This is a genomic window from Amycolatopsis sp. 195334CR, assembly GCF_017309385.1.
Taxonomy (GTDB): domain Bacteria; phylum Actinomycetota; class Actinomycetes; order Mycobacteriales; family Pseudonocardiaceae; genus Amycolatopsis.
This window is the reverse complement of sequence record NZ_JAFJMJ010000003.1, coordinates 274,780-298,960: the sequence shown is the minus strand read 5'-3', so window position 1 is coordinate 298,960 and position 24,181 is coordinate 274,780. Positions and strand designations below refer to the sequence as shown.

The window sequence follows — 24,181 nt, the reverse complement described above, 5'->3', positions numbered from 1 at the left end:
CGTGGCACCACGACCCTTGATCGCACCCAGCATCCTGTCCGCAGACTTCGCCCGGCTCGGCGCGGAGATCGAAGCCGTCGCCGGCGACGGCGAGAACCGCGCCGACTGGGTGCACGTCGACGTGATGGACGCGCACTTCGTGCCGAACCTGACGCTGGGCCTGCCGGTGGTGCAGTCGCTGCTCAAGCACACCGACCTGCCGCTGGACTGCCACCTGATGATCGAGGACCCCGACCGCTGGGCGATCGGGTACGCCGAGGCGGGCGCGCACAACGTGACCGTGCACGTCGAGGCGGCCCACGATCCGGTGAAGCTGGCGAAGGACCTCCGGGCGGCCGGCTCCAAGGCGGGCCTGTCGATCAAGCCCGGCACCCCGCTGGAGGACCACCTCGACACGCTCAAGCACTACGACACGCTGCTGGTGATGTCGGTGGAACCGGGCTTCGGCGGCCAGTCGTTCATCGCCGACGTGCTGGAGAAGGTGCGCACCGCGCGCCGCCTGGTCGACACCGGTCACCTCAAGCTGCTGGTCGAGATCGACGGCGGGATCAACGCCGACACCATCGAACAGGCCGCGGAGGCGGGGGTCGACTGCTTCGTCGCGGGCTCCGCGGTCTACGGCGCCGAGGACCCCGGCAAGGCCGTCGCCGCGTTGCGCCGGCAAGCCGTCCAGGCCTCCGGGCGCTGACCTACTACACAGGAGGCCGTTGCAGTGTTCACCGGCATCGTCGAGGAACTCGGCGAGATCACCGCGGTTGAGGAACTCACCGACGCCGCCCGCCTCGCGGTGCGGGGGCCGCTGGTCACCTCGGACGCCAAGCACGGCGATTCGATCGCGGTCAACGGCGTGTGCCTGACCGTGGTCGAGGTCAGCGGCGACACCTTCACCGTGGACGTGGTGCACGAGACGCTGCGCCGCTCCAGCCTGGCCAAGGTGGCCACCGGCGACCGGGTCAACCTGGAGCGCGCGACCGCGCTGGGCGACCGCCTCGGCGGGCACATCATGCAGGGGCACGTGGACGGGACCGGCGTGTTCCTCTCCCGCGACCCCGACGGGCTGACCCACTTCGCGCTGCCGCCGGAACTGGCCAGGTACGTGGTGGAGAAGGGGTCCATCGCGGTGGACGGGGTGTCGCTGACGGTGGCCGCCATCTCCGCCGAGGAGTTCTCCATCGCGCTCATCCCGACCACGCTGGAGCTGACCACTCTCGGCAGGCGGGAACCGGGCGAATCGGTCAATCTCGAGGTCGACGTGCTGGCCAAGTACGTGGAGAAGCTGGCTGCACCACATCTGCCCGCCGCCGGCGGGTACACGGTGGACAATGGCGGTACTGACGGCGGCACCAAGGAGCAGCGCGGATGAGTGACATCGACGAGTGGGCGCCGGTGAGCGGGACCACCCCCGGCGGCCAGGTCGCCGCGATCGACCGGGCCATCGCCGACATCCGGGCGGGCAAGCCGGTGGTCGTGGTGGACGACGAGGACCGCGAAAACGAGGGCGACCTCATCTTCGCCGCCGAGAAGGCCACCCCGGAGCTGCTGGCCTTCATGGTCCGCTACACCTCGGGCTACGTCTGCGTCGCGCTGACCGAACAGGACTGCCAGCGCCTGGACCTGCCGCCGATGTACCACACCAACCAGGACCAGCGGGGCACCGCGTACACCGTGACGGTGGACGCCGCCGAGGGCATCAGCACCGGTATCTCGGCCGCCGACCGCTGCCAGACCATCCGGCTGCTGGCCGACCCGAAGACCACTCCCGGTGACTTCCGCCGCCCCGGCCACGTGGTGCCGTTGCGCGCGAAGGAGGGCGGGGTGCTGCGGCGGCCCGGGCACACCGAGGCCTCGGTCGACCTGGCGCGACTGGCCGGGCTGTCGCCGGCCGGTGTGCTCTGCGAGATCGTCTCGCAGAAGGACGAGGGCGACATGGCCCGGCGCGACGAGCTGGAGATCTTCGCCGCCGACCACGACCTGCAGCTGATCACCATCGCCGACCTGATCGCCTACCGCCGTCGCACGGAGAAGCAGGTGGAGCGGGTCGCCGAGGCGCGCATCCCGCTGGCCGCGGGCACCTTCCGCGCGGTCGGCTACGACAGCCTGCTCGACGGCATCGAGCACGTCGCGTTCGTCTACGGCGAGATCGGCGACGGCGAGGACATCCTGGTCCGCGTGCACTCCGAGTGCCTGACCGGCGACGTGTTCGGGTCGCTCCGGTGCGACTGCGGCCCGCAGCTCGACGCCGCGCTGGCCGCGGTCGCGCAGGAGGGGCGCGGCATCGTGCTCTACGTGCGCGGACACGAGGGCCGGGGGATCGGCCTGCTGCACAAGCTGCAGGCGTACCAGCTGCAGGACGCCGGGGCCGACACGGTCGACGCGAACCTCGCGCTCGGCGTGCCCGCCGACGCGCGTGACTACGGCACGGGCGCGCAGATCCTGTGCGACCTCGGCGTGAAGTCGATGCGGTTGCTGACGAACAACCCGGCCAAACGCGTCGGCCTGGAGGGCTACGGGCTGCGCGTGACCGGGCGGATGCCGCTGCCGATCTCGCCCAACCCGGAGAACCTGCGGTACCTCAAGACCAAGCGCGACCGGATGGGGCACGACCTGTCGCAGCTGGAGCACTTCGACGGGGTCGGCGCGGTCGACGCGGACGACGTGGTGAACGGCGGTAGCGGCCGGTGAGCGGAGAAGGACGGCCGTCGAGCGGGCTCGACCTGAGCGAGTGCGCGAACCTGCGGCTGGCGATCGTGGCCACCCGGTGGCACGAGGAGATCACCGGCAGCCTGCTCGACCGCGCGCTGGCCACCGCCCGCGAGGCGAAGCTGGAGGAGGAGCCCACCGTGGTCCGGGTGTCCGGCGCGGTGGAACTGCCGGTGGTCGCGCAGGCGCTGGCGCGCACGCACGACGCGGTGGTCGCGCTCGGCGTGGTGATCCGCGGGGGGACCCCGCACTTCGAGTACGTGTGCGACGCGGTGACCGCGGGGCTGACCAGGGTGGCGCTGGACGAGAGCACGCCGGTCGGCAACGGGGTGCTCACCTGCGACACCGAGCAACAGGCACTGGACCGGGCCGGGCTGCCCGGTTCGGCCGAGGACAAGGGCGCCGAGGCGACCGTGGCGGCGCTGGACACCGCGCACGTGCTGCGGGGACTGCGGCAGCCGTGGACCGAACGAGGATTCGTGTGACCGGGACGACCATGACCACCGAGCAAGCCGCCGTGTCCGTCCGCCCGCGCCGGGCGGTGTGGATGTGCGCGGCGCTGGCGCTGCTGCTGATCGGCGTGTTCACCACCGTGGCGGTGCTGTTGCGCCAGTCGGACACCGGGGTGATCTTCCAGACCGCCGACCAGGTGGCGATGATCGGCATCGGGGTGCTGCTGGCCGGGCTGACCATGCTGTTCGCCGTCCCGAAGGCGACAGCCGATGCCGAGGGCATCAGCGTGCGCAACGTGTGGGGCACGCGGCGGTTCTCGTGGGGGGAGGTGCTGTCGGTGAGCTTCCCCGATGGCGCGTCGTTCGCGCGGCTCGAACTGCCGGAGGACGAGTACCACTCGGTGCTGGCCGTGCAGGCCGTCGACCGGGAGCGCGCGGTGGCGGCGGTACGGGCGCTGCGGAAGCTGCACCGCCAGTACCACGAGGAACGCCAGGACTGAGGCTTACCGGGCCAGGTCGAGCTGGTTGAACCGGCTCGCCCTGGTTGGGCCCCGGTCGCGCTGGCTGAACGCGGGGCGGCCCGGCTGGAGCAGGCTGGCGTGGGGCGTGCGAGTTCAACGCGCGCCGGGTGGAGCCCCGGCGCGCGGGCCGGGCTGAAGCGGGTCGAACCGAGCCGAAACGAGCCGAACCGGGTCGAACCAGGTCGACCTGGTTCGACCCGGTGGCTCAGACCGCCAGGTCGACCACGACCGGCGCGTGGTCCGAGCCGCCCTTGCCCTTGCGTTCTTCGCGGTCGACGTACGAGTCGGTGATCGCGTCGGCGAAGCGGGCGTCGGCGAGGACCAGGTCGATGCGCATCCCGCGGTTCTTCGGGAAGGCCAGCTGCCGGTAGTCCCAATATGTGAACGGGTGGTCGTACTTCAGCGGCCGCGGCAGCACGTCGGTCAGTCCGGCGGCGAGCACCTTCTCCAGCGCCTCGCGCTCCGGCGCGGTCACGTGCGTCGAGTCGGCGTAGGCGGTGATGTCCCACACGTCGACGTCGGCGGGGGCGATGTTGAAGTCACCGAGCACCGCGAACGGCAGGTCGAGCTTCTTCTCCGCCTCGATCGTTTCGCGCAGCGCGTTCAACCAGTTCAACTTGTAGTCGTAGTGCGCGTGCCCCGGCACGCGCCCGTTCGGCACGTACACCGACCACACCCGCACCCCGCCGCAGGTCGCGCCGATCGCACGCGGCTCGACCGCGTCCTCGTAACCGGGCTGGTCGACGAGCCCCCGCTGCACGTCCTCCAGCCCGACGCGCGAAAGGATGGCCACCCCGTTCCACCGCCCGATGCCGTAGGCCGCGGTCTCGTACCCGAGCTCACGGACCTCCGCGTGCGGGAACGCGTCGCTGTCGCATTTGAGTTCCTGGAGGCACAGCACGTCGGGCTGGTTCGACTCGAGCCAGCTCAGCAGCCGCGGCAGGCGGGCGCCGACGGAGTTCACGTTCCAGGTGGCGATGCGCATGCGCCCATTGTCCAGACCGCCCCCGGACATGGGAACGGCCGCCCCCGCCGGGTCGGTGCCCGGCGGAAGCGGCCGCGGATCAGGGCCGGTCGAACTGGTCGAACCGGTCGAACTCAGACGCCGGCGGTCTGGCTGATCCAGGAGCGGCTGCTGGCCACGCTCGCGTAGTTGTTGGTGCCGGTGGTGTTGCTGCCGTCCTGGTTCTGCACGGTGGACGCGACACCGACCTGCTTGCCGTCGGCGATCTGGGGGCCGCCCGAGTCGCCCTTCCACGCCGAGCCGTTGACGCCCTCGCTCTGGATGGCCGGGCCGCCGTAGGCGTCGGTGGACTGACCGGTCACCTTGACCTGCGCGGTCTTGAGCACCGGCGAGGCCGGGCCGGTCGGGGTGGTGCGACCCCAGCCGTAGATGTCGTTGGTCGAGCCGACGGCCGGGTCCGCGTCGCCGAGGGTGATGAACTCGGCCTCGATCGGCGTGCTCAGGTGCAGCAGCGCGATGTCGCCCTCCGGCGAGACCTCCTGCTGGTCCACCGCCGACTCGGTGCCGGAACCGAGGTCGTTGCTGCCGACCTTCACGCTCATCGAGTCGCCGAGGCAGTGTTCCGCGGTGAGCACCCACTCGGCGGCGATGATGCTGCCCGAGCAGTTGAAGTTCCCGCCGACGTAGATCTGGGCACCCCACGGCACGGCCGGGGCGTCCTCGCCGCCGACGATGAACGGCTGCACGCCGTTGGCACTGGCGACACCGCCGGCGAACAGCGTCATGGCGAGCGTGGCGGAGGCGGCACAGGCGGCGCCAAGGGTACGGACTCGGCTCACAGTCGAGGTCCTTTCAGGAAACCGGGCTTCAGGACCACCGAGGATTTCGGCGTTGCAGCGGAAAGTAATCAACCGCGTCACACCGCAGGTACCGACGATCGTCGGATGGTGGCGGGTTCCCTACGGAAGGAGGTAATTTTCCTACCGCGCGTCATAACGTCACCGGATCCGGTTCTTCCGGAGTTCCACCCGGCGGGTGAGAGCCGGGGGTGCGCGAGACTGTCGGGGCGGCGCCATAGGCTTGTCGTCGTGGCTGACCCGTCGACCTACCGCCCTTCGCCGGGGAGCATTCCCGACGCCCCCGGCGTGTACAAGTTCCGCGATTCCACCCGCCGGGTCGTCTACGTCGGCAAGGCGAAGAGCCTGCGCAGCCGGTTGAACTCGTACTTCGCCGACCTGTCCGGGCTGCACCCGCGCACCCGCCAGATGGTCACCACCGCGGCGAGCGTGGAGTGGACCGTGGTCGGCACCGAGGTCGAGGCACTCCAGCTGGAGTACAACTGGATCAAGGAGTTCGACCCGCGGTTCAACGTGCGCTACCGCGACGACAAGACCTACCCGGTCCTCGCGGTGACCCTGCACGAGGAGTACCCCCGGCTGCACGTCTACCGCGGCGCGCGCAAGCGCGGCGTCCGCTACTTCGGCCCGTACGCGCACGCGTGGGCCATCCGCGAGACGCTCGACCTGCTGCTCCGGGTGTTCCCGGCGCGCACCTGCTCGGCCGGGGTGTTCCGGCGGCACACCCAGATCGGCAGGCCGTGCCTGCTCGGTTACATCGGCAAGTGCTCGGCGCCTTGCGTCGGCCGCGTGTCCGCCGACGAGCACCGCGGCATCGTCGAGGACTTCTGCGACTTCCTCGCCGGGCGCACCGACCTGATGATGCGCCGCCTGGAGCGCGAGATGGCGCAGGCCTCCGAGGAACTGGAGTTCGAACGGGCGGCTCGCCTGCGCGACGACCTCGGCGCCCTGCGGCGCGCGATGGAGAAGCAGGCGGTGGTGCTCGGCGACGGCACCGACGCCGACGTCGTGGCCTTCGCGCACGACGAACTCGAGGCCGCGGTCCAGGTGTTCCACGTGCGTGGCGGCCGGGTGCGCGGACAGCGCGGCTGGGTGGTCGACAAGGCCGAGGAGATGGACGTCCCCGCGCTGGTCGAGCAGTTCATCGCCCAGTTCTACGGCGAACAGGCCGAACTCGACCCCGGTGAGGACGGCACCGGCTCGCCGGTGCCGCGCGAGGTGCTGGTGCCCGAACTGCCCGCCGAGGCCGAAGCGGTGGAGGAGTGGCTGTCCGGCCTGCGCGGGGCCAAGGTGCGGCTGCGGGTCCCCCAGCGGGGTGACAAGCGCGCGCTCGCCGAAACCGTCACCCGCAACGCTTCGGAGGCCTTCGCCCAGCACAAGCTGCGCCGCGCGGGCGACCTGACCGCACGCTCGGCCGCGCTCGCCGAACTGCAGGAGCACCTCGCGCTGGACTCGGCGCCGCTGCGCATCGAATGCGTGGACATCAGCCACATCGCCGGGACCGACGTGGTCGCGTCGCTGGTGGTCTTCGAGGACGGCGTGCCGCGCAAGTCCGAGTACCGCCGGTTCGCCCTCCGCGAGGCCGCCGAAGAGGGTGACGTCGCCTCGATCGCCGAGGTGGTGCGACGGCGGTTCGCCCGGTATCTGAAGGAAACCAGCGAGAGCGCCGATGCCGACGCCCCGACCGGGCCGGAGGGCCCGGCGCCCGGCATCGACCCCGAGACCGGCCGGCCGCGGAAGTTCGCCTACCCGCCGAACCTGCTGGTGGTCGACGGGGCGGGACCGCAGGCCACCGCCGCCGCGGACGTGCTCGCCGAGCTCGGCATCACCGACGTCGCGGTGGTCGGACTGGCCAAACGCCTCGAGGAGGTGTGGCTGCCCGCCGATCCGGACCCGGTCATCCTGCCGCGCACCTCGGACGCGCTGTACCTTCTGCAACGCGTGCGTGACGAAGCGCACCGGTTCGCGATCAGGTACCACCGCGAGAAGCGGTCGAAGCGGCTGCAGGTGTCCGCTTTGGATGGTGTACCCGGTCTCGGGCAGGCACGGCGCACGGCGCTGATCAAGCACTTCGGTTCGGTGAAGAAACTCAAGCAGGCCACGGTGGACGAGATCTCGGGAGTGCCCGGTGTCGGCAGGCGCACCGCGCAGGCGGTGCACGCCGCACTGGCCGGGGAGGGCGCCACCACCACGGCCACCACCACAGAAGGGGAAACGGGCACGTGAGCGGGGAGCAGGAGAACAGGGAGCACACCTCCGGGATGGAGGTGGCGGTGGTCAGCGGGCTGTCCGGGGCCGGCCGCAGCACCGCGGCCAAGTGCCTGGAGGACCTCGGCTGGTTCGTGGTGGACAACCTGCCACCGGAGCTGATCGCCACCATGGTCGAACTGGGGGCACAGGCCAGGGGCGCGATCACCAAGGTCGCGGTGGTGATGGACGTGCGCTCGCGCGCGTTCACCGACGACCTCGCCTCGGTGATCAAGGACCTCGACGCCCGCGGCTACAAGCCGAGGGTGCTGTTCCTGGAGGCCACCGACGCGGTGCTGGTGCGCCGGTTCGAGGCGGTCCGGCGCGGGCACCCGATGCAGGGCGACGGCAGGCTCGCCGACGGCATCACCGCCGAGCGCGCGCTGCTGGCGCCGTTGCGCGAGGAGGCCGACCTGGTGCTGGAGACCTCGGCGCTGTCGGTGCACGAGCTGCGCGCGAAGATCGAGGACGCGTTCGGCTCCGAGGCCAGCACGCAGACCAGGGTCACCGTGCTGTCCTTCGGCTACAAGTACGGCCTGCCGATGGACGCCGACCTGGTGATGGACGTGCGCTTCCTGCCGAACCCGTTCTGGATCCCGGAACTGCGCGAGCACACCGGGCTCGACGGCGAGGTGCGCAACTACGTGCTCAGCCAGGAGGGCGCCGAGGAGTTCCTCGACCGCTACCATCAGCTGCTGCGCCTGGTCGGCGCCGGCTACAAGCGCGAGGGCAAGCGGTACCTGACCCTCGCCGTCGGCTGCACCGGTGGCAAGCACCGCAGCGTCGCCCTGTCCGAGGAACTGGCGCGACGTCTGTCCAATGAGGACGGTATGGCGGTCAAGGTCGTGCACCGCGACCTCGGCCGCGAGTAAGGAGCGGATTTTGCGCGCTGTCGCGCTCGGTGGCGGGCACGGCCTGCACGCCACCCTCACCGCGTTGCGGCGGATCACCGAGGACGTCACCGCGGTGGTGACCGTCGCCGACGACGGGGGGTCGTCGGGACGGCTGCGCCGCGAACTGGGCCTGCTGCCGCCCGGTGACCTGCGGCAGGCGCTGGCCGCGCTGACCGCCACCGAGGACGGCGGCACGCTGTGGGCGGAGGTGTTCCAGCACCGGTTCGGCGGCCACGGCGCGCTCAACGGGCACGCGGTGGGCAACCTGCTGCTGGCCGGGTTGTTCGAGGTGCTCGGGGATCCGGTGGCCGCGCTCGACGAGGCGGTCCGGCTGGTCGGCGCGTCCGGCCGGGTGCTGCCGATGTGCCCGGAACCGCTGGAGATCGAGGCGGAGGTGACCGGGCTGGAGAACGGCGCGGTCAGCCGCATCCGCGGTCAGGTCGCGGTGGCGAGCACACCCGGTCAGGTCAAGCGGATCACCCTGCGCAACCCCGGTCGTCCCGGTGAACCACCGGCGGCGTGCGCCGAAGCGGTGGACGCGGTGCTCGGCGCGGACGCGGTGTTCCTCGGCCCCGGATCGTGGTTCACCAGCGTGCTGCCGCACCTGCTGGTGCCGGGACTGCACGACGCGCTGGTGCGCACGAAGGCGACCAAGGTGGTGATCCTGAACCTCATCCCGCAACCGGGTGAGACGGCTGGCTTCTCACCCGAACGGCATCTGCACGTACTCTTCGAGCACGCTCCCCGGCTGAAGGTGGACGTGGTGGTCGCGGACCGCGACTGGGTACCGACCCCGGTCCGGTTGCGCCAGGCCGCCGCGGAGCTGGGAGCGACAGCGCATCTGGTCTCCATCGCCGACCCGGACGTGGCGGGCAGGCACGATCCGGATGCGCTGGCGAAGTGCGTGCGAGAGGCTCTCGGCCCGGCGGGCCGGAGCGAACAGGCAGAGCAGGAGGGGCAGGGGCGATGGCGATGACCGCATCGGTCAAGGACGAGCTGAGCCGGCTGGAGATCACCAAGATCGGGCCGCGGCGGTCGGAGGTGGCTTCCCTGCTGCGGTTCGCCGGCGGCCTGCACATCGTCGGCGGCCGGGTGGTGGTCGAGGCCGAGCTGGACACCGGGTCGGTGGCGCGGCGGCTGCGCCGGGAGATCCACGACCTGTACGGGCACCAGTCCGATGTGCACGTGATCTCCTCCAGCGGCCTGCGCAAGGGCACCCGGTACGTGGTGCGCGTGGTCAAGGACGGCGAGGGGCTGGCCAGGCAGACCGGGCTGATCGACCAGCGCGGGCGGCCGGTGCGCGGACTGCCCGCGGCGGTGGTGTCCGGCGGGGTGGCCGACGCCGAAGCCGCCTGGCGCGGGGCTTTCCTGGCGCACGGCTCGCTGACCGAACCGGGTCGTTCGTCCTCTTTGGAGGTCACCTGCCCCGGACCGGAGGCGGCGCTGGCACTGGTCGGCGCGGCCCGGCGGCTGGGCATCCAGGCGAAGTCGCGCGAGGTGCGCGGCGCGGACCGCGTGGTGGTGCGCGACGGCGACGCGATCGGCGCGCTGCTGACCCGCCTCGGCGCGCATTCGAGCGTGCTGCAGTGGGAAGAGCGCCGGATGCGCCGCGAGGTGCGGGCCACGGCGAACCGGCTGGCGAACTTCGACGACGCGAACCTGCGGCGCTCGGCGCGCGCCGCCGTCGCGGCCGCGGCGCGGGTGGAGCGCGCGCTGGACATCCTCGGCGACTCGGCGCCGGACCACCTGCTCGCCGCGGGCAAGCTCCGGCTGTCCAACCGGCAGGCCTCGCTGGAGGAACTGGGCCAGCTCTCCGACCCGGTGATGACCAAGGACGCGGTGGCCGGCCGGATCCGGCGCCTGCTCGCGATGGCCGACAAGAAGGCCCGCGAGACCGGCGTGCCGGACACCGAGTCGGCGGTCACCGCGGAGATGCTCGAAGAAGAAGCCTGACCCGGGAAGCGACTGGGGTGGCCCGCCGCCGCTCAACCACCCCAGCCGCCACCGGTTATCCGGTGCGCCCGTTCGCGTACCGGATGTCTATGTGGAGCACGCGGTCGTTGCCCGCCACGCCGTCCTTGTCGGTGGTCGTGGTCAGCCAGATGTCACCGTCGCGATCGACCTCGACCGTGCGCAACCGGTTGTACGTGCCCTGGAAGTACGCCTTCTGCTCGACGAGGTTCGCGTTCGCGTCGATCCGCAGCCGGTAGACGCGCTGGCCCACGGTGGTGGCCACGAACACGTGGTCGTTGATGATGGTCAGCCCGCTCGGCGACGCCGACGAGGTGGACCAGGTCTTCTTCGGCGCGATGGTGCCGGAGCAGCTGCCCGAGGTGCCTTCGCAGCCGGGCCAGCCGTAGTTGCCGCCCTTGGTGATCAGGTTGACCTCGTCCTGACTGGAGTTGCCGAACTCCGAGGACCACAGCCTGCCCTTCGAATCGAAGTCGAGGCCCTGGACGTTGCGGTGGCCGTAGCTCCAAATCGCCTTGCCGGGGAACGGGTTGTCCGCCGGGATGGTGCCGTCGGGGTGGAGGCGCAGGATCTTGCCCGCGTTGTTGTTCAGGTTCTGCGCGTTGCTGCCGTTCTGCGCGTCACCGGTGGAGATGAACAGGTACTTGCCGTCCGGGCTGAACCGCAGTCGTCCGCCGTTGTGGTACTTGCTCTTCGGCACGCCGCCGAGCAGCGTGGTCCAGCCGGACAGCTGGTTGCCGGTCAGCTTCGCGCGCACGAGCTGATTTCCGCCGCTCGCGGTGTGGTAGATGAAGATGAACCCGTCGGTGGCGAAGGTGGGGGAGACCTCCACACCGAGTGCGCCGCCTTCGCCGGTCGTGCCCATTGCACCGGGCACCTTGCCCAGCGGCGTGCGGGTGCCGGACTCGGTGAGCCGGTAGACGTTGAAGGTCTCGCGTTCGGTGATGATCGCGGAGCCGTCGGGCAGGAAGCCGAGTCCCCAGGCGATGTCGGTGCCACCGCCGATCTGGGTGACCGTGCCGGGGTCGGGCACGCCGGCCGGACCGCCGGCGGCCGGGGTCACGGTGATCTCGTTGCCGAAGCCGGACACGTTCCCGGCGGCGTCCCTGGCGCGGACGCGGAACTTGTAGGACTGGCCGGTGGTCAGCCCGCCGACCGTCGCCGTGGTGGCCGCGCCGTCGGCGGAACCGGACTGGGTGCCGTCGCGGAAGATGTCGTACCCGGTGACCTTCACGTTGTCGGTGGAGGCGCCCCAGGCGAGGTCGACGGTGGTCGCGGTCTTGCCGGGTGAACTCAGCGTGCCCGGCACGGTCGGCGCCTGGGCGTCCGGGGGTGCGGGATCGGTCTTCACTGCGACGGCGTTGCTGGCGGGGGAGATGTTGCCCGCGGCGTCCTTGGCGAAGACGGTCCAGTCGTAGGTGGTGTCGGCGGTGAGCCCGTCGACCGTCGTGGCGACCGCGGCGACGCTCTTCATGAGCTGTCCGTGCTGGTAGATGTCGTAACCGGTGACGCCGATGTTGTCGGTCGCGGCGTCCCAGGCGAGCGAGACGCTGTTGTGTGTCTTACCGGTTGAACGCAGGTTCGGCGGGGCCTGGGGCGCTTCGGCGTCGGTCGCGGCGACGGTCAGCTTGTCCACGTTGGGGCCGCCGTCGGCGGTCACCGCGGTCGCGCGAACCTTCGAGCCGGCGCTCAGGGTGGCCTTGATGGTGGTGGTCTGCCAGGTGGTCCACGCGCCGGTGCCGGGGAAGGCGTGGTCGTCGACGACCAGGGTGCCGTCGACGGTGATGTCCATCTTGCGGTTCGCCGCGGTGCCGTTGGCGAAGCGGAAGGTCAGGTCGGTCGGACCGGCGGCGCCGGAGGGCACGGTCCACTCGACGTAACCGCCGGGCGCGTTGTCGTAGTTGACGAAGCCGCTGCCGGAGTAGCCGGCGTGGTTGCTTTCGACCACGCCGTTCGAGACGAGCGCGTTCTCGGCCTCGTAGTCGGCCGGGGCGGCGTTCGCCGGGGTCGTGGTGGTCGTGAGGGTGATCGTGATGGCCAAGCCGCAGGCCAGGAGCACGCGCGGGGCCGGGGGAACCCGAGATGCCCGTAATCTCACTGGAGCCTCCTAACGTCGTTGTCGGGAGAGGGGCGGAGCTGCGGCGGCGCTAATTGGTTAGGAAACTTTCCTGTCCGATGGTTCGTGGAGATCCCACACCGGAAGACGGTTTGCTGTCAACGGTTGCTGTAAGCGCTTACACAGCGCGAAGCAGGCTCGCTCGATCGGGTGAAGGCAAGCGGCCGGACGGGTGCGATCGGGCGGCAGGTCGGCGGTGGCGGCTGGAGAATTGGCCGGGGAGGCGCTCGGGAGATGCTCCGCCATCGGTCGGCTTCGGCTACTGCCGTTGGGGAGGGGCGAGCGGTGGCCGCGAGGCGGTGCGGTCACGGCGATTGACCAGCGCGGATCGCGCCAAGGAAGGGTGGCTGGTGTGCGGCCGCCCGGCTAGCGGGTGCGGTCCGCGTTCCTGACGAGCGGGGACTGTGTGGCTGACGAGTGCGGTCCGCGTTTCTGACGAGCGCGGATCGTGCGGCTAACGAGCGCGGGCCGCGCTCCTGACGAGCGCGGGCCGCGTGTCCAAGTGGTGCGTGGCCGCCGTCAGTCCGCGACGTCCGCGTGCGCCAGTACCTTGGTGATCTTCGCTCGAACGAGGTACTCGCCGGGTACCGCGTTCCGCTTGCCGAAAGCCGCGCCCTGCTCGGCGCCCATGTACCGCGTCCCGATCCGCGTGGCCCACTCCAGCATTTCGTCGAGGTCCTCGTGCAGCGTGGCCTCAGCGGTGAACTGCAGGTACGAGTACGGCGGCCGCTGGTCGTCCACGCACAGCGACAGCCGGGGATCCCGGCGGAACGCCTTGCCCTTGAGCGAATCCCGCCCGGTGTTGAAGATCAGCTCGTCGTAACCGGGCCCCTCGTTCAGCACGAACCACACCGGCGTGACGTGCGGCGCGCCGTTCGCCCGCACCACCGCCAGCTTGCCCGTCCGCGTCCCCTCGCCGGCGAAGGCCCACCACTCGTCCCTACTCATCTCGCGCATGGGGCAGACGCTACCGATGCGCCCGCTGGCGCGCCCATCGCGAAAGGCTAACCTGGCTCGCTGTGCACACCGAAGAGCTGATCACCGCGGGCGACGAGGGGCTGACCCGCCGGCTGAAGGCGCTCGCCTGCACCGCGCCGCTGCACGACCTGGACGCGCGCAAGGCCAAACTCGACTGGGCCGACGCCACCGTCTACCAGATGGCCGAGATCGCGCTGCACACCATCGACCAGGTCACCATCGCGATGGACTTCGACACCGGCGCGGACCACCACCAGGTGGTCGAGCGCCTGCTCCCGTTCATCGCCTCGCAGGCCCCGCACCGGCCCGCCGCCGAGCACACCAGGGTGGCGCGCTGGGTGCTGGACAACCTGATCAACGTCGGCACCACCGACCGCGGCTTCCGCCGGGTCTACGGCTCGGTCGGCTCGGACGGCGCCTACCAGCGCCGCGCCTTCGACTTCAAGCTCCTGGTCGAACTGGCCGCACCGGACGGCGAGGTTTACCTGCGCGCCACCGACGAGGCGATCAACGTCCTGGTCGGCGCGCTCGACACCGACGTCGAGTCCGCCCAGATCGCGGCCGAGGTCAAACTGGAGAACCTGATCAGCCGCGGCAGGCTGACCGACGCCAAGCTCGCCGCCGAGCAGGCCCGCTACCGCACCGTCCAGTACGGCGAGACGCTGCGCGCGAAGCTGGACGCCACCCGGCGCGACGTGCGCGCGGTCGACTGGGAACTGGAGATCCCGGACCTGCTGGACTCCGCGCTCACCCACATCGAGTCCCGGTTCCGCGCGGAGAACGCGATCCTGAAGAACATCACCGCCGCCCGCGATGAGGCCGAGGACCCGGTGCACAAGCGCCGCGCGGCCGAGCTGGTCGACATCGTCGGCGAGTGCATCCGGCGGCACACCCAGCTGCAGTCGCGCCTGCAGGCGGCCGGCGCCATCTTCCGGGCCGAACAGGACCGCCAGCAGTTCTCCGGCCCGCCGCAGCGCGCCGCGATCGACCTGTTCGGCCAGCTCCTGGTGCCCACCCTGGGACTGCCGCTGGCCGACGCGGTCGAACCCATGCGACGCTACTTCCACGCCGGGATCGGGGTGACCGTGCCGGTGGTGCCGTCGCTGTCCGCGCTGGTCTCGCTGCTGCTGCGCCCGGCACCCGAACGCGACCAGCTGGTCGGCGAGGTGCCCGAGCCCGAGCTGCTGCCCGCCGAGGACACCGACCGCTACTCCGACGAGCAGTGGCGCCAGGCCGACGAGCTGCTCACCCTGCCGGAGGTGCCGCGGCGGCTGTCCGGGCTGATCGAGGAGGCGCGCCGGCTGGACCCGTCCCTGCCCCGCCTGGTCGCGCTCCGCGCGGTGCACGCCTATGGTCCTGAGGTCGGCGCGGCCATCCGCCAGGGGGAGCGGCGGGTGCTGCTGGCCGTCGACGACGGCACCGAACTCGACGACCCGGAGTTCGGCGGATCGGACCTGCTGCTGATGACCGCGCAGGTCGAGCCGGGGGAAGACAACACGGAGGGGGCCGCGTGAGCGCACTGACCAACGACGCCGAAGCGGCGGCCAGGCTGATCTCGTTCGGCATGCGGCCGAAGCAACTGCCCGCCCGCGACGTGGTCTACGGCGACCTGGTCCGGCGCTACGGCGAGGACAGCGCGTTCAAGCAGCTGACCCACGCGGTGGCGGCCGGGCTCGGGCTGATGGTGCTGGAGGTGAGCACCGCCGCCGGTGCGGTGCTCGCGGCCACCGACGAGTCGGTGTTCGAGATCAAGATGGACAGCTACGCGCGGCAGAGCAAGATCCGCGAGCGCCGCGACACCGAGAAGGTGCTGCACGGGCTGATCCACCTGGCCGTCGCCGCGCTCGGCTACCCCCGCCCGGACGACCTGGCCAACGACACCTACATCGGCCGGGTCAGCGTCGAGCAGGTCGACGGCATGGTCCGCGAGGCCTGCCGCATCCTCGACGACCGCGCGGCCGCCGCCGAGGCGAACAACGACCCGCTGGCCGACGCCCCCGAGCTGGAACAGGCGTGGCGCGCCTACGCCCGCCGCCCGGCGGCCGCGGCGACCAAGGACGGCAGGCTCGCCCCCGACACCACCCGCGGCATGGTCGCCCGCGCCCTGCGCTTCCTCGCCGACCAGGGCTTCCTGGTGCAGGTCAGCACCGAGCAGGGCGGCACCTACCGGACCACCCCGCGCTACCAGATCCAGGTCCGCGAACTGGCCGCCGACCTGGCCTTCGAGGAGCTGCTGGCGCTCGGCGTGCTCGAGGTCGCCGACGGCGGCGGCAGCCTGCGCGCGACCATCTCGGACACCCTCCAGTAACGGGAACAGCAACCTATGTATGAGCTTTCACGCGTGCGCCTGCATTCGGTCGGCCCGGCCGGTGCCCGCTACCAGGACGTGGTGCTGGACTTCAGCGGCGTCGGCGCGCCGGTGACCACCCCGCGCCAGGACGCGTTGTTCGCCGCGGGCATCCACTCCGGCGAGACCGGCCCGGTGCGCCGGCCCTCGCCGGCGAGCGTGCTGTTCCTGGAGAACGGCGGCGGCAAGTCGGTGCTGATCAAGCTGATCTTCTCGGTGATGCTGCCGGGACGGCGGCAGGTGGTCGGCACCACCAGCACCCGGGTGCTGGAGAAGTTCGTGGCCGGCAAGGACGTCGCGCACGTGGTGCTGGAGTGGCAGCACACCGAGACCGGCGAGCGCGTGATCACCGGGAAGGCCTCGGAGTGGCGCGGGCACGTGGTGTCCTCCGATCCGGCGAACCTGATCGACTCCTGGTACTGCTTCCGCCCGACCACCTCGCTCGGCCTGGACTCGCTGCCGCTGACCGAGGACGGCCGCCTGCTCACCCTGTCCGGGTACCACGAACGGCTGGCCAAGGCGCACGCCGGCACGCCCGAGCTGGAGCTGTACTGGACGCGGCGGCACGTGGACTGGACCGGCAGGCTCGACCAGCTCGGCCTGGACACCGAACTGTTCCGCTACCAGCGCGCGATGAACGCCGGTGAAGGCGAGGCGGCCGACGCGTTCGCCTTCGGCACCGACGAGGCGTTCGCCGAGTTCCTGCTGCGCGCGGTGCTGTCGGAGGACGAGCCGAAGGAACTCGCCGAGGTGCTGGCCACCTACTCGGAGAACCTGTCGCAGCGCGGCGACCTGATGGCCGAACGGGATTTCGTCGCCGGGGCGCTTGAACTGCTCGGGCCGCTGTCGGACGAGGAATCGCTGGCCGCCGCCTCGCGCAAGCTCGCCGGGACGGCCCGCGCCGAGCTGGCCGAACTGGCCGGGATGATCGCCGCGCGCGAGAAGGTGGAAAGCGACCGCCTCGAGGTGCTCGAAGCACACGTCGAGGAACTCAAGACCGCGGAGAAGCTGGCCGAGGGCGATCACCGCAGGCTGACCGCCGGGGTCACCGAACTGCGCCGCGTGGTCGCCGGAATGCTGCTGGAGGAGGCCACCGAAGCACGCAAGCGGCTCGACGAGTCGTACACCGAGGCGAAGGTCGAGGCCGAGGCCTGGCGCGAGACCACCACGGTGCTCGCGCACCTCAACGCCACGCGCAAGGCACGCGACATCCGTGAGCTGGTCGGTACCCGCGAGCAGAAGGCGCAGCCCGCGCTGGAGGCGAAGAACGCCGCCGCGACGGCGTTCGCGCGTGGTCTGCTCGCGCTGGCCAAGGACGCGCAGCAGCAGGCGGACGCGGCCGACAAGGCGGCGCAGGCGTTGCTGGCCGAGGCCGAACGCGCGCAGTCCGATCGCGACGAAGCCACCTCGACCGCGGCGACGCGACGCGCCGAAGCCGACGGCCTCGCCGGGCGCATCGCCGAAGTGCGGGCGGAGGGCGCCGAAGCGGTCCGCGAGGGGCTGCTGACCGATGCCGCCGAGATCGCCGAAAGCGCGCGGCTGGCGCGCGCGACCGCCGAGTCCGCGGCTTCGGAACTGGCCAACCGCGAGGCCGAACTGGAGACCGTCTCCGAGGAACTCGGTGCGGCGCAAGCGATCGCGAACGAGGCGCACCAGGCCGCCGGTTCCGCGCGTGACCGGCACGAGCGCGCCGCTGAGGAACTGGACCGCGCCAACCGCCGGACCGACAGCCTCGCCGCGGAACCCCGGTTCGTCGAACTGCTCGGCACCGACGACGTCCAGCTGGAGACCGACGTCCCGTCGCTGACCGACCGTCTGCGCGAGGCGCGTGCGACCGCGGAACGCGAGCAGACTTCCTTGCGCATGGCCGAATCCGCCGACGAGCGCATTCTCGCCGCACTGGGCTCGGGCGGGCTGCTGCCGCCGCCGGAAGAGGTGCAGGCGGCGCTCGACGCGCTCGAATCGGCTGGGATCACCGCGTGGTCGGGCTGGCGTTATCTGTCCAAACTGGATGCGAAGAAGCGCGCGGTGGTGCTTTCCCGTGCGCCGCAACTGGTTTCCGGGGTGCTGCTCAACGAGCCGTCGCAGGTGGATCGGGCTCGGGAGGTGCTCACCGGCCTCAAGCTGCTGCCGAGCGCGATGATCGCGGTCGGCACCACGGCCGCCGTCAACACCGCGGCCGAAAAGAACGCTGACCCGCCGGAGGGCGTCGACTTCCTGGTACCGCCCAACCCGGCGATGTACGACGAGGACGCCGCTGACGCCGAACGCCGCGCCGTCGCCGAACGGCACGCGACGCGCCTCCGTCGACTGTCCGCTTTGGACGAATCGCTGGCCGCCGACGGCGCCCTGTCGTGGAAACTGACCACCTGGCGCGAGGACTACCCGCCCGGGGCGCTGGCGAACCTCGCCGAGCGCGCCCAGTCCGCGATCACCGCCCGCGACAACGCGGAGAAGGCGCTGACGGCGGCGAACACCGAGCTGGAACGGCTCACCGCCAAGCGGGTTTCGCTGCGCGAGCGCGTGCCCGACCTGCGTGCCGCGTTGTCCACCGCCGAGGACCGTGCGCGGCGTCTCGACGCATTGGCCGCCCGCGCGGCCAAGATTCCACAGTGGACCGAAGAAGCCGAGCACGCGCGCGAGATCGTCGAACGGGCCGAGTCGCAGGCGAAGGAATCCGGCGCCAAAGCGGCGAAACTGCGCGAGCAGGCCGGTGAGGAACAACGCACCGCCGACGGGCACCGGCGCACCGCGTCCGGGGCGCGGTCCGAACTCGCCGAGGTGCCCGGTGCCGGTTCGGTGAGCGAGGCGGACGAAACCCCGGCCGAGCCGGTGGACGCGCTGCGCCGCACCTTCGCCTCCGCCGCCGAGGCCTACGCCAAGGTCGAGGTCGGCAGCGACCTGCGTGCTGAACTGGAGCAGGCGGAAAGCGCCGAGGCGAATGCCCACGCGGCGATCGAGGCACTGGACGCCCCGGTCCGGGCCCGGGCCACCGAACTGCTCGAAACCCCGGACGGTTCCGACGCTTCGGCCCGGTCCGCCGCGCAGGCCAGGGCCGGGCGCGCGGTCGCCGCGCTGGAGGAGGAGCGCGCCGAGGTGATCGCGCTGGTCGCCACCCGCAAGGCCGAACTCGAGCAATTGCCGCGCCAGAGCGGGTCGGCCGATTCCCACGACCGCCCGCGCGACGTCGACCACGGCCGGGAACTGATCGACGCGGCCGGGGTGGAGGTTTCCGCCGCCGCGCGCAAATGGGAGGACCTCACCCGGCAGCGCGCCGACGCCGCCGAAACTTTCGAATCCGCGAAGAATTCCTCGGCCGGTTTCGGCCTGCTCGCCGAATCGATGGCGAACCTCGTTCCGGACGGCGACCCCGGCCGGATTTACGACGGCGACCTCGAGTCGGCGCGCGCCAGGTACAACTCGCTCAATTCGACCTGGACCGGCGCGAAGGAAGCGGTCGAGCACGCCGAGAAACGCGTCCGGGAACAAGCTGACGCGCTGGCGCAGTACGCCACCGAGAAACGGTTCGAGAAGCTCAGCACGCCGGTCCGGCAGCAGGTCATTTCCGTCAAACGGGACAGCCTGCCCGCGCACGCCGCGGAATGGGCCGAAGCGCTGCGCCCCCGCCTGCGCACGCTCACCGACGACCTCGCGCAGATCGACCGCCACCGCTCCGGCATCGTTTCGCGCCTGCAGGGCATGGTCGACGGCGCGTTGCGCACGCTGCGCTCGGCCCAGCGCGTTTCGCGGCTGCCCGACGGCCTCGGTGACTGGTCCGGGCAGGAGTTTCTGCGCATCCGGTTCACCGAACTCGAGGACAACGTGCTCGCCGAACGCCTCGGCGAGGTGGTCGACGAGGCCGCCGTCGGCAAGACCAGCGACGGCCGCGACGTCAAGCGCGACGGCATGTCCCTGCTGCTGCGCTCGGTGCAGGCCGCGGTGCCCAAGGGCTTCCGGGTGGACATGCTCAAACCGGATTCGGTGCTGCGGACCGAACGCCAGCGGGTCTCCGAGATCAGGGACGTGTTCTCCGGCGGGCAGCAGCTGACCGCGGCCATCATCCTCTACTGCACGCTGGCCGCGCTGCGGGCGAACAACCGCGGCAGGCTGCGCAGCCGCCATTCCGGCGTGCTGTTCCTGGACAATCCGATCGGCCGGGCCTCGGCCGGATATCTGCTGGAACTGCAGCGCGCGGTGGCCGACGCGCTCGGCGTGCAGTTGATCTACACCACCGGGCTGTTCGACGCCGGCGCGCTCAGCGAATTCCCGCTCATCGTGCGGTTGCGCAATGACGCGGACCTCCGGGCGGGCCGCAAGTACCTTTCGGTGGACGCGACCATCCGCCGCGAAGTGGACGAACTCGGTGAGCCGGATGGCACAGCGCGGCTTTCCGCGGCCCGCATGTTCGTCCGCGGCGGCTGAACCGCCGGAATTGCGCTGACCCTCCCCAGGTCTTCAGGCAAACGGGTCAAGATCAGGGCGTGCCCTTGCCGGTTTACCGGCAGCGGCGCTACCGTCCGGCACGGTTTCGCGGCCAGAGCGGCCAACGCCTGATACGGGGAGAACACCAGCAGTGATTCCGGCCGCAGCGGGAATGGACGCCGCCACGGAGCGAAAACGGTGACCGCTCCGCTCGCCGATGATCTGTTTTTCCTCGCGCACGACGATCGCACCGGGAAACGGCGGCTGAACGAGCGCGCCGCCGGGTTCGGGCTCGCCGGCGCGGTGCTGGCGGAACTGCTGCTGGCCGGGCGGATCACCGTCGAGCACGGGCGCGTGCGCGTGCTCGACCCGCGCCTGCCGCGCTGCGAGGTGCTCGGCCCGGCGCTGCGGGACATGGTCGCCGAACCGGAGACCCGGGTGGTCCGGGACTGGCTGCGCTACCTCGGCCGCGACGCCTACGAATCGGTCGCGCGGCGGCTGCTCGGCAGCGGCCAGCTGCGCGTGCTCAAGTCGCGGTTCCCGTGGCGGCCGGACACCTACGAGCCGGTCGACATCAACGCCGCTGCCTGGCCCGCCGCCCGCCTGGCCGGGCCGGTCGCGCGGCTCGACCCGGTCGAACCCGGCGACATCGTGCTGGCCGGGCTGGTCATCGCCACCGGGCTGGACCGCTACGTCTTCTACACCGCTTCGCCGGAGGCCCGGCAGTACCTGGAGCGGCTGATCATCGAGCTGCCCGCGCCGCTGCGGGTGCTCGTGCTGGAAACCGAGACGGCCGTCGGCGACGCCGTGCTCCACCACCGCATGTAGGTCAAGGTCCCCACCGCCACAGGGAGTTGCTGCGATGAACGATCGACCAGCCAGACCCAGTCCCGTTTCCCAGGCACTGGCCTCGGACCGGCTCGGCGCTTCGGCCGTGGTGTTCTTCGTGATCAGCGCCGCCACCCCGCTGACCGTGGTGGCCGGCGTGGTCACCACCGGCTACGCCACCACCGGCCTGATCGGCATCCCGGTGGCGTTCGTCTTCGTCGCGGTGGTGCTGGCGCTGTTCTCGGTCGGCTACGTGGCGATGGCGCGGCACGTGGCGATCGCCGGCGCGTTCTACGGGTTCGTCAGCCGCGGGCTGGGCAAGCCGTTCGGCGTGGGGGCGTCCTGGATCGCGCTGCTGTCCTACAACCTGCTGCAGGTCGGGCTGTACGGCGCGGCGGGCGCGGCGGCGGCGCCGCTGGTCTCCGAGTGGTTCGGCGTGGAGCTGGCGTGGTGGGTGTTCGCGCTGGTGTCCTGGCTGGTGGTGGCCGTGCTCGGGCTGCAGCACGTGGACATCAACGGCAAGGTGCTGGCCGTGCTGCTGCTCGCCGAGGTGGCGGTGATCATGGTCTACAGCGTGTCCAACCTGGCGAACCCGGCCGGCGGTGAGGTCACCTTCGACACGCTGGCCCCGGCCGAGCTGTTCGGCCCCGGCGCGGGGGCGATCCTGGCGCTGGCCGTGCTCGGTTTCACCGGGTTCGAATCCTCGGTGGTGTTCAGCGAGGAGGTCCGCAACCCGCGGCGCACGATCGCCGTGGCGACCTACGTCTCGCTGGCCGCGATCGGCGGGCTCTACGCGTTCGCCTCGTGGGCGATGAGCGTGGCGACCGGGCCGGAGAACATCGTCGGGGAGTCGCGGTCGCAGAGCTCGGAACTGCTGTTCACGCTGGCGAACTCCCAGCTCGGGAACGGGCTGGCCACCGCGGGCCGGGTGCTGTTCGTGACCAGCATCCTGGCCGCGATGATCTCCTTCCACAACACCATCGCCCGGTACATGTTCGCGCTCGGCCGGGAGCGCGTGCTGCCCGCGGTGCTGGGGCGCACCTCGCCGCGCACCGGTTCGCCGGTGGCCGGTTCGGTCATCCAGAGCGCGGTCGGGCTGGTGGTGATCGGGCTGTTCGCGCTGGCGGACTGGGATCCGCTGGTGCACCTGTTCTACTGGGGCGGCACCTCCGGCGGGCTCGGCATCCTGGTGCTGATCGTGGCCACCTCGTTCGCCGTGGGCCTGTTCTTCGCGCGGCAGCCGTCGGGGGAGAACCTGTGGCGGCGGCTGATCGCGCCCGCGCTGGCCTCGATCGCCGTGCTGGTGGTGCTCGTGCTGGTGCTGGCCAACTTCGGCACGCTGCTGGGCACGCCGCCGGAGTCGCCGCTGCCGTGGCTGGTGCCGACGATCTACGGCCTGGCCGGGCTCGCGGGCGTGCTGTGGGCGCTGGTGCTGCGCATCCGGCGGCCGCTGGTGTACGCCGCGATCGGGCTGGGTGCGAAGAGCCCGGCCTCGCTGACCGGCTCGGCTTCCGGCGAGGAGTACCGGGGGACCCGCCTGTGACCGGCCTCGCCGAAATCCGCCGCGCCCGCGCGTCCGAGGCGGGTGAGCTCGCGGGCCTGATCGCCACCGCGTTCGAGCCGTTGGACGTGTCGCGCTGGCTGGTCCCCGACCCGGCCCCGCGCCGGGCGACGCTGGCCGCGAACTTCCGCATCCTGGTCGAGCACGTGCTCGCGCACGGCCACGTCGACCGGATCGGCGACCGCGCCGCCGCGGTGTGGCTGCCGCAGGAGGAGGGCGTGGAGCTGCCACCGCCGCCGGACTACGACGCGCGGCTGCTGGCGGCGTGCGGGCCGTACACCGACCGGTTCAGCGCGTTGGACGACGCCTTCGAGGCCCACCACCCGCACGAGCCGCACCACCACCTGGCGTTCCTGGCGGTGCACCCGGACGCGCAGGGGCGGGGCCTCGGCACCGCGTTGCTGCGGCACCACCACGCGCGGCTGGACGCCGCGGGGACCCCGGCCTACCTGGAGGCGAGCAGCCTGCGGGCGGCCGCGTTGTACGAGCGGGAGGGTTACGCGCGCCGGGCCCCGTTCTATCTGCCGGACGGCCCGCCGTTCCACCCGATGTGGCGCGAGCCCGCCTGAGTCAGTCCTTGCGGCCGGTGACGGCGAGGCTGGTGCCGAGACCGATCATCACCAGCCCGCCGGTGCCGCCGATCATGGCGAGGCGCCGCGGTGAACCGGCGAACCAGGAGCGCGCGGTCCCGGCGACGAAGGCCCACGCCGAGTCGCACAGCAGCGCGGTCACCGGCAGGAGGATGCCCAGGACGAGCATCTGGGCCTGCGCCGAGCCCGCGCCGGCGTCGACGAACTGCGGCAGCACGGCGGCGAGGAACACGATCGACTTCGGGTTCGCGAAGCCGACCACCAGGCCGTCGCGGAGCAGGCGCCACACCGGCGCGCGGGTGGCGGGCACCGCGCCGTCGAAGGCCTCGGCCAGCGACTTGCGGTGCCGGAAGGCCTGCACGCCCAGGTAGACCAGGTAGGCGGCACCGGCGAACTTGATCGCGGTGAACACCGCCGCCGAGCTCTCCACGAGCGCGCCCAGCCCGAACGCCACGCCGATGACCTGCAGGTACACCCCGGTGGCGTTGCCGAGGACGGTGAGCAGCGCGTCGCGGCGCCCGGCCGTGAGCGCGCGGCTGATGGTGAACAGCACGCTGGGACCCGGCACGATGACCATCAGGAAGGTGAGCGCCGCGAAGGCGGCGAAGTGGCTGGCGGAAACCATGCCGGAGGTTAACCGGCGGCGACCGGCACGAGCACCCGATTTGTTCGGCGGTCGTGCCAGTGCGACCGAGCCCTTGCCGGTGGTCGTGCCAGCGTGACCGAGTCCTTGG

General features: G+C 71.5%; 20 protein-coding genes. 15 read left to right on the top strand and 5 right to left on the bottom strand.

Annotated elements, in window-relative coordinates; genetic code table 11:
• Positions 1-16: 16 nt before the first annotated feature.
• The 5 genes from rpe to JYK18_RS38410 are packed head-to-tail and all read left to right on the top strand — an operon-like array spanning position 17 to position 3,652.
• Positions 17-688, top strand: a complete 672-nt coding sequence (gene rpe, locus JYK18_RS38430) for a ribulose-phosphate 3-epimerase (protein WP_206809947.1) — start codon at positions 17-19, stop codon at positions 686-688.
• A gap of 24 nt (positions 689-712) precedes the next feature.
• Positions 713-1,363, top strand: coding sequence for a riboflavin synthase (locus JYK18_RS38425; RefSeq protein ID WP_206808719.1), 651 nt, complete (start codon positions 713-715; stop codon positions 1,361-1,363).
• Complete coding sequence (locus JYK18_RS38420; protein WP_206808717.1) at positions 1,360-2,682, top strand: bifunctional 3,4-dihydroxy-2-butanone-4-phosphate synthase/GTP cyclohydrolase II; 1,323 nt, start codon at positions 1,360-1,362, stop codon at positions 2,680-2,682. Before JYK18_RS38425 ends, JYK18_RS38420 begins: the two co-directional genes overlap by 4 nt.
• Positions 2,679-3,185, top strand: coding sequence for a 6,7-dimethyl-8-ribityllumazine synthase (gene ribH / locus JYK18_RS38415; RefSeq protein WP_206808716.1), 507 nt, complete (start codon positions 2,679-2,681; stop codon positions 3,183-3,185). Before JYK18_RS38420 ends, ribH begins: the two co-directional genes overlap by 4 nt.
• An 11-nt stretch (positions 3,186-3,196) precedes the next feature.
• Positions 3,197-3,652: a PH domain-containing protein gene (locus tag JYK18_RS38410; protein WP_206809945.1), complete on the top strand. Its 456-nt coding sequence runs from the start codon at positions 3,197-3,199 to the stop codon at positions 3,650-3,652.
• Between the two features lie 226 nt (positions 3,653-3,878).
• Here JYK18_RS38410 and JYK18_RS38405 read toward each other — a convergent pair whose 3' ends face one another.
• Entirely contained in the window at positions 3,879-4,658 is a 780-nt protein-coding gene (locus JYK18_RS38405) for an exodeoxyribonuclease III (protein WP_206808715.1), read from the bottom strand.
• Between the two features lie 113 nt (positions 4,659-4,771).
• Positions 4,772-5,476 carry a DUF1986 domain-containing protein gene (locus JYK18_RS38400; protein ID WP_206808714.1) on the bottom strand — a complete coding sequence of 235 codons (705 nt, stop codon included), beginning with the start codon at positions 5,474-5,476 and terminating at the stop codon, positions 4,772-4,774.
• A gap of 249 nt (positions 5,477-5,725) precedes the next feature.
• Here JYK18_RS38400 and uvrC point away from each other — a divergent pair, with 249 nt between their 5' ends.
• The 4 genes from uvrC to whiA are packed head-to-tail and all read left to right on the top strand — an operon-like array spanning position 5,726 to position 10,587.
• On the top strand, positions 5,726-7,720 hold the full coding sequence (gene uvrC / locus JYK18_RS38395; RefSeq protein ID WP_206808713.1) for an excinuclease ABC subunit UvrC: 1,995 nt from the start codon (positions 5,726-5,728) through the stop codon (positions 7,718-7,720).
• A gap of 35 nt (positions 7,721-7,755) precedes the next feature.
• Positions 7,756-8,613: an RNase adapter RapZ gene (rapZ, locus tag JYK18_RS38390; RefSeq protein ID WP_113691204.1), complete on the top strand. Its 858-nt coding sequence runs from the start codon at positions 7,756-7,758 to the stop codon at positions 8,611-8,613.
• Between the two features lie 10 nt (positions 8,614-8,623).
• Positions 8,624-9,610, top strand: a complete 987-nt coding sequence (yvcK, locus tag JYK18_RS38385; RefSeq protein ID WP_206808712.1) for a uridine diphosphate-N-acetylglucosamine-binding protein YvcK — start codon at positions 8,624-8,626, stop codon at positions 9,608-9,610.
• Entirely contained in the window at positions 9,601-10,587 is a 987-nt protein-coding gene (gene whiA / locus JYK18_RS38380; protein WP_153031426.1) for a DNA-binding protein WhiA, read from the top strand. Before yvcK ends, whiA begins: the two co-directional genes overlap by 10 nt.
• 55 nt (positions 10,588-10,642) lie before the next feature.
• On the opposite strand, the gene JYK18_RS38375 is transcribed toward whiA, so the two are convergent.
• Positions 10,643-12,646, bottom strand: coding sequence for a PQQ-dependent sugar dehydrogenase (locus JYK18_RS38375; RefSeq protein WP_242583939.1), 2,004 nt, complete (start codon positions 12,644-12,646; stop codon positions 10,643-10,645).
• A 594-nt stretch (positions 12,647-13,240) separates the two neighbouring features.
• The gene (locus JYK18_RS38370) at positions 13,241-13,678 is read right to left on the bottom strand and encodes a PPOX class F420-dependent oxidoreductase (protein ID WP_206808711.1); all 438 of its coding nucleotides are present in this window, start codon (positions 13,676-13,678) and stop codon (positions 13,241-13,243) included.
• 80 nt (positions 13,679-13,758) lie between these two features.
• Here JYK18_RS38370 and JYK18_RS38365 point away from each other — a divergent pair, with 80 nt between their 5' ends.
• The 6 genes from JYK18_RS38365 to JYK18_RS48165 all read left to right on the top strand — a co-directional run bounded on the left by JYK18_RS38365 (position 13,759) and on the right by JYK18_RS48165 (position 23,426).
• On the top strand, positions 13,759-15,213 hold the full coding sequence (locus JYK18_RS38365) for a hypothetical protein (RefSeq protein WP_206809940.1): 1,455 nt from the start codon (positions 13,759-13,761) through the stop codon (positions 15,211-15,213).
• Positions 15,214-15,263: 50 nt separating this feature from the next.
• Complete coding sequence (locus JYK18_RS38360; protein WP_206809938.1) at positions 15,264-16,007, top strand: hypothetical protein; 744 nt, start codon at positions 15,264-15,266, stop codon at positions 16,005-16,007.
• Positions 16,008-16,022: 15 nt separating this feature from the next.
• Positions 16,023-20,468: a hypothetical protein gene (locus tag JYK18_RS38355; protein ID WP_206808710.1), complete on the top strand. Its 4,446-nt coding sequence runs from the start codon at positions 16,023-16,025 to the stop codon at positions 20,466-20,468.
• Positions 20,469-20,666: 198 nt separating this feature from the next.
• Positions 20,667-21,296, top strand: a complete 630-nt coding sequence (locus JYK18_RS38350) for a GPP34 family phosphoprotein (protein WP_206808708.1) — start codon at positions 20,667-20,669, stop codon at positions 21,294-21,296.
• Positions 21,297-21,330: 34 nt separating this feature from the next.
• Positions 21,331-22,839, top strand: coding sequence for an APC family permease (locus JYK18_RS38345; protein WP_206808707.1), 1,509 nt, complete (start codon positions 21,331-21,333; stop codon positions 22,837-22,839).
• Positions 22,836-23,426 carry an N-acetyltransferase gene (locus JYK18_RS48165; protein ID WP_206808706.1) on the top strand — a complete coding sequence of 197 codons (591 nt, stop codon included), beginning with the start codon at positions 22,836-22,838 and terminating at the stop codon, positions 23,424-23,426. Before JYK18_RS38345 ends, JYK18_RS48165 begins: the two co-directional genes overlap by 4 nt.
• 1 nt (position 23,427) lies before the next feature.
• Here JYK18_RS48165 and JYK18_RS38335 read toward each other — a convergent pair whose 3' ends face one another.
• Positions 23,428-24,072, bottom strand: a complete 645-nt coding sequence (locus JYK18_RS38335; protein WP_206808705.1) for a LysE family translocator — start codon at positions 24,070-24,072, stop codon at positions 23,428-23,430.
• Positions 24,073-24,181: the final 109 nt, after the last annotated feature.